The sequence below is a fragment of the Parabacteroides gordonii MS-1 = DSM 23371 genome (genome assembly GCF_000969825.1).
In the GTDB taxonomy this organism is placed as follows: domain Bacteria; phylum Bacteroidota; class Bacteroidia; order Bacteroidales; family Tannerellaceae; genus Parabacteroides; species Parabacteroides gordonii.
Map to the genome: position 1 here is coordinate 3,212,377 of NZ_KQ033919.1, position 11,345 is coordinate 3,223,721.

At 42.0% G+C, this 11,345-nt stretch carries 8 protein-coding genes; 4 read left to right on the forward strand and 4 right to left on the reverse strand.

Going from position 1 to position 11,345, the window contains the following annotated elements; translation table 11 throughout:
- Positions 1–70: 70 nt before the first annotated feature.
- Genes HMPREF1536_RS12155 through HMPREF1536_RS12165 form a run of 3 tightly spaced genes read left to right on the forward strand, consistent with a single transcriptional unit; the run spans position 71 to position 3,176 of the window.
- Positions 71–619, forward strand: coding sequence for an RNA polymerase sigma factor (locus HMPREF1536_RS12155; RefSeq protein WP_028729933.1), 549 nt, complete (start codon positions 71–73; stop codon positions 617–619).
- Positions 603–1,871, forward strand: coding sequence for a porin family protein (locus HMPREF1536_RS12160; protein WP_225607942.1), 1,269 nt, complete (start codon positions 603–605; stop codon positions 1,869–1,871). The genes HMPREF1536_RS12155 and HMPREF1536_RS12160 overlap by 17 nt, the downstream gene beginning before the upstream one ends.
- Positions 1,872–1,910: 39 nt before the next feature.
- Entirely contained in the window at positions 1,911–3,176 is a 1,266-nt protein-coding gene (locus HMPREF1536_RS12165) for an LVIVD repeat-containing protein (protein WP_028729931.1), read from the forward strand.
- A 57-nt stretch (positions 3,177–3,233) separates the two neighbouring features.
- On the opposite strand, the gene HMPREF1536_RS12170 is transcribed toward HMPREF1536_RS12165, so the two are convergent.
- The 4 genes from HMPREF1536_RS12170 to HMPREF1536_RS12185 form a co-directional block, all read right to left on the reverse strand.
- Positions 3,234–4,892: a RagB/SusD family nutrient uptake outer membrane protein gene (locus HMPREF1536_RS12170; RefSeq protein ID WP_028729930.1), complete on the reverse strand. Its 1,659-nt coding sequence runs from the start codon at positions 4,890–4,892 to the stop codon at positions 3,234–3,236.
- Between the two features lie 24 nt (positions 4,893–4,916).
- Positions 4,917–8,033 carry a TonB-dependent receptor gene (locus HMPREF1536_RS12175; protein ID WP_233426404.1) on the reverse strand — a complete coding sequence of 1,039 codons (3,117 nt, stop codon included), beginning with the start codon at positions 8,031–8,033 and terminating at the stop codon, positions 4,917–4,919.
- Between the two features lie 277 nt (positions 8,034–8,310).
- Complete coding sequence (locus HMPREF1536_RS12180; RefSeq protein WP_028729928.1) at positions 8,311–9,483, reverse strand: FecR family protein; 1,173 nt, start codon at positions 9,481–9,483, stop codon at positions 8,311–8,313.
- A gap of 53 nt (positions 9,484–9,536) precedes the next feature.
- Positions 9,537–10,058, reverse strand: a complete 522-nt coding sequence (locus HMPREF1536_RS12185) for an RNA polymerase sigma-70 factor (protein WP_028729927.1) — start codon at positions 10,056–10,058, stop codon at positions 9,537–9,539.
- A 583-nt stretch (positions 10,059–10,641) separates the two neighbouring features.
- On the opposite strand from HMPREF1536_RS12185, the gene fsa reads away from it, so the two are divergent.
- Entirely contained in the window at positions 10,642–11,301 is a 660-nt protein-coding gene (gene fsa, locus HMPREF1536_RS12190; protein ID WP_028729926.1) for a fructose-6-phosphate aldolase, read from the forward strand.
- The last annotated feature ends 44 nt before the right edge of the window (positions 11,302–11,345 follow it).

Below are 11,345 nucleotides of genomic sequence, written 5' to 3' on the forward strand. Positions count from 1 at the left end.
TATTTTCTTCATTGTTGTTGCAACTTTCGAAGGGGTGTTTTCATCATACAAATAGAGAGTAATATTACCTATGGACGAACAGCTGTTAATTGCCGGATGCAAGCGTGGGGAGTCGTGGGCTCGTAAGGAAGTGTACGAGCTGTATGCCCCTGCCATGATGAGCGTATGTATGCGGTACGTAAATAACAGGGAAACGGCCCGCGACTTGTTGCAAGACGGATTTATCAAGATATTCACCAAGATCGGTAGTTATACCGGTACCGGGGCTTTTCCCGGATGGGTGAGGAGGGTGTTTGTTACGACTGCCCTCGAATATCTCAGGAAAAACGATGCAATCCGGTTGAGCGTTAATTTTGACGAGTGCGGGGAATTTCCGGATGAGGTGGATGTATCGGTACTTGACCGTTTATCCGCCGACGACCTGCATGCCTGTATTGCTCGTCTGCCGAATGGTTACAGAACGGTGTTTAACCTCTATGCCATAGAGGGTTACTCTCATAGTGAGATAGCGGAGATGTTGCATATCAGCGAAGTAACTTCGCGGACGCAGTTTATCCGTGCCAGGAAAGTGTTACAGAAAAGTGTTCAATCATTAATTATGCATGAAAATGCGCAGTGATACAGATCATAGAGAACAGTTGGATGATTTCAGCGAATTCATGAAGTGGAAACTGGAGGATCACCGGTTGCCAGTTGATGATCTTTGCTGGGAGGAGATCGAGCCTCGTATGAAGTCCCGTCAGCGGAATTTCGTATGGTGGATCGGTAGTTCTGTGGCTGCTGCCGTGGCTGTAATACTTTTGCTTCTCCCTTTTCAGATGGAGGAGAAACTGAGCGACAAGATAAATGAACAGGAAGTTTCTTCATTCACAGAAGAAATAACTCCTGCTGTTCCTGAAGTATCTCCGGAAGAAGTGATTCCTCCTGTTGACAAAGCGGTCGGAACGAAGAAACTGGTTGCCGTTGCATCTGTAAAACAACCTGTTGTAAATATTACTGAACAACCGGAAGAAGAGGTTACAGCCTTGCAACCGGAAGTGGTACCGGATACGGATGATACAGTTAATAAGCCTGCTACGGACACTAAAAAAGAGGAGAAAAAGAAGCCGGGGAAGCAAATGGATTTGAACCACTATGAATCGAAAAAATACAGGTTTGTTTCTCCGGAAAGAAAGAAGGAAAAAAAGGACTGGTCGGTAAATGCCTCGTTTGGGACAGGGGGAGATGTTTCTCTTAATTTATTGGGGAGTAGTGATGATGCTATCTATGGCGACATGAATAATAGTATCGGACCCGGAATACCTCTTCCTCCGCCGGAAGTCGAGCCTCCTTTTACTAATAACGGCATGATCCCGGCTGAAGAGTATGGCGATATCGATTGTTCGTTGCCGCTATCTTTCGGGGTGACTGTCCGGAAAGATCTCAGTCGATATATCGGGGTGGAAACAGGGCTGGTGTATACTTATCTGGCATCGCGCATGACCAGAGGCGGCAAGACTTCTTACAACTCCCGGTTGAATCTTCATTATTTGGGTGTACCGGTCAATCTGGTTGTTAAACTATGGAGTAATCCGAAATGGAATATATATATGTCAGGCGGTGTGATGCTTGAAAAAGGCCTGAGGTCGAAACAAACACAGGAAGAATTTTCTCTTAGCGGAGTAGAGACCTTGGTCGAGAAAAAAGGTATTTCCGGTGTCCAGTGGTCGCTGAACGGATCAGCGGGTGTTTCCTATCGTCTTCACCGGGATTGGAGCATCTATCTGGAACCTCGTATCTCTTACTATTTCGATAATGACCAACCGGTAAGTATCCGCACTGAAAACTCGGTAATCATTGGACTGGGAGCAGGTTTCCGGTTCGAATTCTGATAAGATATTATAATTATTAATCCTCTAAATTTGTTTAAGATGAAAAAACTAATGAGTTTGTTTTGTGTGTCGTTGATCTGCCTCCTTTGTGGGTGTAACGATGATATGAAAGTAAAGGAAACAATCACTTATACGGTCAATAAACCCGTATTAATGTCTGCCGACGTGTTCCGTTCTTCGGTGAAAGTGACTACCCAGCCGGAAGAGATAACCCAAAAAGGGAAGATCTGTTTTTATGAAGGATATTTATATATCTCGGAACCGGGTAAAGGTATTCATATTATCGATAACCGTAATCCGGCTTCTCCTGCTTCGGTTGGTTTTATCGAGTTGATAGGTAATGCCGATGTGGCTATCCGTAATAATATATTGTATGCCGATTCATATATCGACTTGGTTGGTTTTGATATCAGTAATCCTGCTTTACCGGTGTTAAAGAGCCGTTTGGAGAATGTGTTTCCGCAGAGTTATCCTCCAATTGAAGAAGGTTATATAGATTCTGAACTGTGTAATTTGGCTGCAACGAATGGGAATATTGTTGTGGGTTGGACCCAGGAAGAGGAAACCCATACATATGAATATTATAAAAATGAGCAGGTGTATAATGATGCTATGACAAATTCTTCGGGTGGTAGTTCCGGCGGTTCGACAGGCGTAAACGGTTCGATGTCGCGTTTTGGTTTGTATAAAGATTATCTGTATGTCGTGTTGAATGATTATATGAGTATCTTTAATCTGGCGGGCGATAAACCGGAAAAAGCGGTTGAAAATATGTATATCGGAGGAAGTGTGGAAACTATTTTCAGTTATAAGGATTGCATGTTTATGGGAACTCCTACCGGTATGATAATCTATTCGGTCGCTAATCCGTTGAAACCCGAATATCAGTCGATGATGTGGCATGTATATGGTTGCGACCCGGTAGTTGTAGAGAATGACATCGCTTATGTAACAGTTCATTCAGGCAATAATTGCGGACAGAATTTCAACGAACTGATCATCCTGAATGTCAAAGATGTGAAAAATCCTCAGCCAATCGTTTCCTATACTATGACTAAACCGAAAGGCCTGGGTATCGATAACGGAACGCTTTTCCTCTGTGACGATGGTCTGAAAATCTATAATGCCGAAGATCCGCAAACTCTGATGGCTAACCGTTTGGCTCATTATTCAGGAATGGAAGGCTATGATGTCATTCCGCACGACAATGTCTTGATGATGATTGCCGACGATGGCATCTATCAATACGATTATTCCAATCTGAAGGAGATCAAGCAGCTGAGTAAACTGGCGGTGAAGAAATAAGTTTCGTTTTTATATAAAGAAAAAGAGGAAATCCAAGCCGGATTTCCTCTTTAGTTTTTACCAACCGGTCGGTTGGCTGATATTCGGATTCGATGTTACTTCTGTCTGAGGAAGTGGCCATGAATCGTATTTCGGGAATGTACAATTACGGTTTTCGATCGTAACGAATGCGTTATCATTCGGGTTCCATGCACCCTGGATCGGACCGGTCATCACTTGCGAACCTATTCCCCAACGGCGGATATCGTCATAGCGTTTCCCTTCGAAGCAAAGCTCTACACGTCGTTCACGGCGGTATAATTCGCGTACTTTTTCTTGCGTATTATAGACATTCTTGTCCATATTCGGCATACCGGCACGATGACGGATCATATTGATGTATTTCTCAACATCCGGATTTTGCCAGTCACCGGATTCAACCAGACATTCTACATAATCGAGCAGTACTTCCGCATAACGATAAAGCGGATAATCGAGACTACCGTTTCCTGTGGCACGATCCTGCTCATCGATGAACTTCTTCATCATATATCCGGAGCGGACTGCGCCATTTTTTCCGACATAGTCGCTACCACTCTCATTGAATGGCTCGTAGGTGTAATTGGAAATGGTGGTGTTATCTCCCGGTAAGAAAACTGTTGCGTATAAACGTGGATCTCTTGGCTTATACAACGGGTTCTTTTCGTAGTTGCTTTTTTCTTCGGCGGATAAAGATTGAATGGTTTTACCATCTATGGTTTCATAACAATCGACGAAAGATTTTAGAATAGCAGATACCCCTTGTCCTCCTAACGGTGTCCCCATGTTACGGAACCAGATGTTATCCAGTCCATTCGATTTGAACATGATCCGCTCTTTATTCTGTTCACCTACATAGCGGAACAGGTCACGATAGTTTTTGCCCGGATCATCATCCGTTGCGGTAGAATAGTATAATTCAAACTTGCCTGAATCCATAAGCTTTTTAGCGGCATCTTTGGCCAGGTCATACTTTTTGAATTGCAGGTTTACATCCATTTTCAGGGCCAGGGCTGAAGAAATCGACATACGGTCGCGGCGTCCTTCATCCCATAGGAATTCAAGGTCGTTGGAATTGATTACCATGTCCAGTTCCTTATTGATGAAGTCCAGACATTCTTCAACGGTATTACGGGGCTTATAGATCTCGGTCGGAGTCAGTTCGGTGTCGACAATAGGTATACCATCGTTACGCCCGTACCAACACAGCAGACGTATGTGATACCAAGCTCTCCAAACCCTTACTTCAGCTTTCATACGTGATCTCTCTTTTTCGTCTGCAAAATAAGCATTATCTACAAACTTGAGGAAACGGTTACATCTGCGGATGCGAACGTAGTAGTTTTTCCAACTGTCCAAAGTCGCTTCCCAGCTGGATGGCCTGTTGTTGTCGGTGGGGGGAACGAGTGAACCGTTTCCCATACTTACAATGCGTTGTTCAAAGTTCGATTGAAAATACATATTGTCGGTGGCCCCTTCGAGGAATACTAACCCCAGTTCTTCACCTCCGTATGCACCTTTTACCCATAATTTGCATTGTCCTAATGCATTTTCGCATTCATTCATTGTTTTCCAAAAGTCTTCGTCGGTGACTCCTGTCGGATGGTCTTTCGTCAGGAAGTCGGAACAACTGCTACATATAAATAACATACATACAAGCAGGAATGCCTTTGGGTTTATTTGATTATACAGTTTCATATATTCTGTTTTTAAGGTTTATAATTAGAAATTCAGGCTGATGCCGGCAGAATAAGTCTTTATCAGTGGATAAGAACCTTTCTGTCCACGGCTTTCCGGGTCTGTCAGTTTTTCTTTCGCAAAGGTGAACGGGTTTTGCGCATTCAGATATAACCTGATGTTTGAAATACCTATTTTCTTCAACCCCAGCTGATCGAATGTATATCCTAGTTGGATGTATTTCACACGGCAATAACTTGCATTGAAATGCCAGAAATCGGATGTGTGATAGTTGCTGCCGTAAGTTGAATTCGGGGCCATTCTCGGATAGCGTGCACCTGTGTTTTCCGGAGTCCAGTAATCCGTTTGTACAGCCAATGGGGTTTGCCCGTCACCGGATACATTCAAACCGAATGAATAAGGTTCGTTGTAGTAAGCATCTACACCGGTAACCCCTTGGAATAGTATTTCAAAATCCCATTTTTTATAGGTCAATGACAGATTGGCAAAATAGTTCAGATCCGGTTGATCGTCTCCACGTATCACACGGTCGTCGGTCGTGATTTTGCCGTCCGGTGTACCGTCGGGGCCGGATACATCTCTATATTTTATATCTCCGGGCTGTTGTCCGTCAAAGATCGTGACTCCTTCTTTGGGTATCCATTTTCCGTCGGTATCTTTTGTGAAATCACTTTCCTGCAGTAGTCCATCTGTCGGATAGACATAATAACTGTTCAACGCATGTCCAACTTCATGGATACGGTTTCCGTTATCGTAAGGAGCTCCGAAAAGAGACTCTATTTTATTTTTATTTTGTGATAAACCGGCATGAACATTGAATCCGAATGTCTTATATTGTTTGCCATAATTTACATCGAATTCCCATCCCCGGTTTCTTACTTCTCCTGAGTTCAGCGGTGCAGCGCTTATTCCTCCGATGAAAGAAATAGGTGGAATGATGATCATGTCTTTGGTCAGTTTGTCGTAATAGTCGAAAGTGATGGTCCAGTCTCTAAACAGGCGGATGTCAGCTCCGATATTCAACATATTGACTGTTTCCCAGGTGATATCCGGGTTACCGAAAACTGTTTCGTTCCCGTTTCCTGCATCGATCAATGTCTGATATTTGTATAATCCGATATTCTCATTACCCAATAATCCGTATGAACCTCGTACCTTGAATTCGTTGATCTGATTTTTTAACGGCTTCATAAAACTCTCCTCGTGCAGGTTCCAACCGGCTGCTATGGAGGGGAATACTCCGAATTTATTTCCTTTGCCGAATCGGGAAGAACCGTCACGGCGGATAGTTCCCTCCAGCAGATAGCGACGGTCGAATGTATAGTTCACTTTTGCAAAAATGGAAGTCATCGACCAGCGATCCCAGTCTCCCTGGTTGGTTAACTCCTGATTGTAACCTCCGATACCGAATAAGCGGTGTTTCTTTTTTTCCCAGGTATATTCAGCCGTTGCACCGATATAATAATAGCTGGACCTGTCTTTGGAGGCTGAATAAGAGGCTCCCCAGGTTTGAAGAAATGCTTCGGAGTTATAATCGAAGAAGTTATAGGCTTTGCGCTCATCCCGTTGTGCACTACTACTGATGCGATACGAATATTGTCCTCTAAGGATCAACTTCGGGATCACCTCCCAGCGAGGGGCTATATTGATACTGATATTGTCTTCCAGGTTCGTACGAATACCTCCCCGGTCGAGAATGGCGGCAGGATTACGTTGTTCGGGGCGGTTCCCGTAATACACGATATCGTTACCTTCTTTCATCGGATAGCGGATCACGGTATTAGGTGGCGTAGAATAGATATAAGTGAAAATGTCACCGCCATTATCGAATAAAGGTTTTTCCCTGTTTGTCCGGTATGAGTTGAAGTCCATGTTTACAGACAGGTTATCTAATAGACTGACGGAAGTATTGGCCCGGATATTCAGACGGTCTGAATTTGTGTTTTCTACCAGACCGTCATTTTTCAGATAGTTGGCTGTTAATGCAAAACGGGCCAGATTACCACCACCGGATACGGATACAGAATGGCTTTGAACAGAACCGTTTTTAAACAGGAAGTCAGTCCAGTCCGTATTAGGATAGTTTACAGGGTCGGAACCATCTCTGGTCTTGTTGATTGCTTCCTGTGAATAAACCGGGTTTCCTCCGATGTTTATATTCGCAGCGTTTACCATTTCCATATATCCGGCACCGTCAATGAACTCCGGTAGATATGTCGCCTTTTGAATACCATAATATCCGTTGTAAGAAACGTTTACTTTACCGGGTGTTCCTCGTTTGGTTTTTACAACGATAACACCGTTTGCCGCACGTGCTCCATAAATAGCTGCTGCTGCGGCATCCTTCAGTACGGTTACGCTTTCAATCGTATTTGGATCGAGGTTATTCATATCCATTGGAACACCGTCTACCAAGACCAACGGGTCATTATTGGTTTGTAAGGACGAAACACCTCTGATCTTGATGGTTGCAGCATCTGCACCCGGCAAACCGGAACCCTGTGATACGGAAAGGCCTGTGATCCCTCCCTGTAAAGCCTGCGACATAGAAGTCACCGGTTTGCTGATCAGGTTTGAGGATACATTCAGTGAGGAAATAGAAGATATCGAGTTCAGTTTCTTTTCTTCCGAGAAACCGGTAACGATAACTTCATCCAATGATTCGATGTCTTCCGTCAGAGACACACTTAAGTTACTGATTGCACGGGAGACTACATACTCGTAATTCTTGAAACCAAGGTATGAGAAGACAATAATATCTCCCTTTTTAGCTTTGAGAGAGAAATATCCACCCATGTCTGAGATCGTACCCAACTGAGTCCCTTTGATAGAGATGTTTACGCCAGGCAGGGGGAGTGGGGGTTCGCTTTGTTCGAGCGTCTGTCCTTGAATCGTCCATGAACGCTCGTCATTTACGCTGGGTACCGCCGGGGTATTCTTATTTGCGGATCTCCTGGCAATGGCAATGTAATCGTCAATCTGTCTGAATGTATATTCATTACCCAAAACGGCTTTTAGAGCCTCTTCTATATTGGATGTTTTCAGGTTGACAGAAACTTTTTTATTTGAAGCCAACTCTTCATTACTATAGGCTAACTTGATTCCGGACTGCTTCGATATAGCATCGAGTATTTGCTCCATCCGGGCATTCTGAAACGATAGACTTAAGGTGTAGTTTTGTTCAAATATAGATTCGTAAGCAAACACATCTAACGAAATAGTTGATAATGAACAAATAAGTGAAATTAAAAATAAGAATCGTTTTAAGACTTTTTGTGTCTTACAAAAGCCTTCCGATATTCTTTTTTCCATAAATTTGTAATTTACAGGTTAAACAAATGATTTTAATTTTTTGATCTGTGTAGGGGTAGTATCTGATCCATACTACCTCTTCTGTTTTTCCATTGTGTGATTTACGTCATTCTTCCCTCCTTTGCTTTTTGATGTTAATACTATTTCCTGCTTTCTCTAATTTTACATCAGAAGTGAAACTAATCACTTCCAGTATTTGGTCTAATGTCGATTGACGGTCTATTGTGATTGAGAAACGTTTACTTTTCAGCTCTTCCTCCATATAATTCGGATAGATATCATGCCAACGTTGTAATTTGTCGATGATCTCTTCCAGCGTTGCATCTTTGAAAATGTATTTGCCGTTTATCCATGAAGTATAAAGTTCCGTATTCACCGTCTGAATATTTGTCAGGTGATTTTTCTTATTATAGGTGAATTGTTCGGAGGGCGTGATTATCTGTTTTTCCCCCTGTTCCGTATGTATGGAGACAGAGCCTTCTACAAGAGTTGTACTGATCGTATTCTCTTTTCCGTAGCAAGAGACATTGAAAGATGTTCCTAATACAATGATTTCTATACCTTTGGTTTTTACGAAAAAGGGTTTCTCCGGATTGGGAGCAACTTCAAAAAAGGCTTCTCCGATAAGTGTTACTTCACGTTTGTCTCCGATGAACTGCTCCGGATAAATGAGCTCTGATTCAGAGTTCAGCCAGATACGGCTTCCGTCTTCAAGATGTAGCCGGTAAGTCCTTCCCTTGGGGATGACCAGGTGGTTGTTTAAAACCGTTTTTTTAGTAACCTCCTTTTTAGCTTCATAAACGAGTTTGTTGTCCTTGTCATTCTTGATGACAACCTGTTCTTGTTTGATGGAAAAGGATTCTTCACTCAATGCAATTTTCTCTCCGTTCTCTAAAAGTAGCGTAGGTTCTACAAACTCTTTTATATCAATTTGTTCCATCTGGCTGAGAGTATCGGAAGGAACTTCTTCGTTAAATAGGATTATGCCGAGAGATACAATGATCGCAACCATTGCTGCATAACGTGTCCATACAGGGAATTTAAATATTTTCTTTTTGTCGATCGTTTGATTTCGTACTATTTGCCAGGCCTGTTCTGTATCGACTCGTGTTTCTTTGGGAAGGCGTAATGAGATCTGATACAATCGTTTTATTCTGTTATACTCCTTCCTGTTTTCTTCTGATTTTTTTATCCATTGCGAGAAGAGAATGTGTTCTTCATTTGTGGCTTCGTCGGCCAGAACGGAAAGGATGATTTGATATATTGTTTCAGACTTCATTTTTCTTCTTTTTTATTATTGACAATCGGAGAAGACAAAATGGGTAGGTCGTTTCAGAAAAAAAACAGGAAAAATAAAAAGGTGAGATGCTTCAACTCTTCGCGCATGATGCGGAAAGCTTCTCCCAGGTGATATTTTACAGTGTTTACGGAGATATTGGATACCTCGGCTATTTCTTTATACTTTAATTCAGTAACGCATTTCAAGAGGAATACATTACGACATTTTTCAGGAAGCTTCTGCAAAGCCTGTTGCACTTCTTTCTGGTATATGAAATCTTCCTCTTCATTCAACTGATCTTTCCATTCTTCTGCAAGGAAGGTGATGAAGTCCTCCTTGATCATCTCTGATTTGTAGTAGTTTATGCAGCTGTTTTTTATGGCACGATACGCGTAGGGGAGGAAAGTCTCCCGTGTAACGGACAGGTGCTCTTTTTCCCAGACAGAAATGAAAAATACCTGTACAATATCTTCTCTGGTTTGGCTGTCTGCAATAAATTGGCCGGCATAATTACATAGGTGAGAATAATATTCCCGGAATAATTTTTCAAATATTGGTCCATCTGCTATTCGCATAAGTAGTTTTTGTTATCTGATAAAGAGTGTAACAATTTGTAAGTCTCTGCTATTTCTCATCACATTGCCGCTTTGAATCTCTGTTGAATTTCCCTGTTCCTATTGCATTCCAGATGCCTGCTTTTTGCGTATTATGTATATGAGTTCTGTAAGAACTAACGTGGTAGTATAAATGTAATTTATTGATATACAGTGGTGTGCCTAGAATTGATATTATCTCCTTATTCTGTGAAAACTGATAGTTTATATGGTTGTTAACAAAAGAGCTTTGTATTGTCGGATTATTCTTCAATATTTAACCTATTATTTCAAAAATAGACTATATTTGCATCCGTAAGTATGTAGTTCTTACAGAACTAATGCAATTTGTACCGGAAAGTATGTGTTTTTAATCTTGATCAAATGATTGATAATCTGTCCTTATTTTATGTTTGTATCTTAATTTGTTCTTTCTCTATTTGCTTTCTCTAACTGTCAGTTTTTCTATTAATATTTTTCAACATTCTAAATACATCACTCTAAAATAAACTATACGATAGTAAATGTGTTCTTTAAATAGAAACATTTATAAACACATAAAGCAATGAAGTTTTTTATCGACACGGCGAACCTGGATCAGATTCGGGAAGCAAACGATTTGGGCGTATTGGATGGCGTTACTACCAACCCGTCGTTAATGGCCAAAGAAGGGATTAAAGGAGTAGAGAATCAGCGTGCACATTATCTGAAGATTTGTGAGATCGTAGACGGTGATGTCAGTGCAGAGGTAATTGCAACCGATTATGAAGGAATGATAAAGGAAGGCAAGGAGCTTGCAGCCCTGAACCCGCATATCGTGGTGAAAATTCCTTGCATTGAAGCCGGTATCAAAGCAATCAAACATTTTAGTGATGAAGGGATCCGTACCAATTGTACGCTGGTATTCTCCCGTGGGCAGGCTCTTTTAGCGGCAAAAGCCGGTGCTACTTATGTATCTCCCTTCGTTGGACGTCTGGATGATATTTCCAGTGACGGTATTGGACTGGTGAAAGGTATTGTCGATATGTTTTCTTATTATGCCTACGAAACACAGGTGCTTGCCGCCTCGATCCGCAGTACACAACATATTATCCAGTGTATTGAAGCGGGTGCAGATGTGGCAACTTGCCCCTTGTCAGCTATCAAAGGTCTGTTGAAACACCCGCTTACCGATAGTGGTTTGGCTACGTTCCTGGCAGATTATAAAAAAGTCAATAATGGTTGACCTTCAGCGTATTGCAGTTTCCTAATTTTTTTTAATAAGGGAAC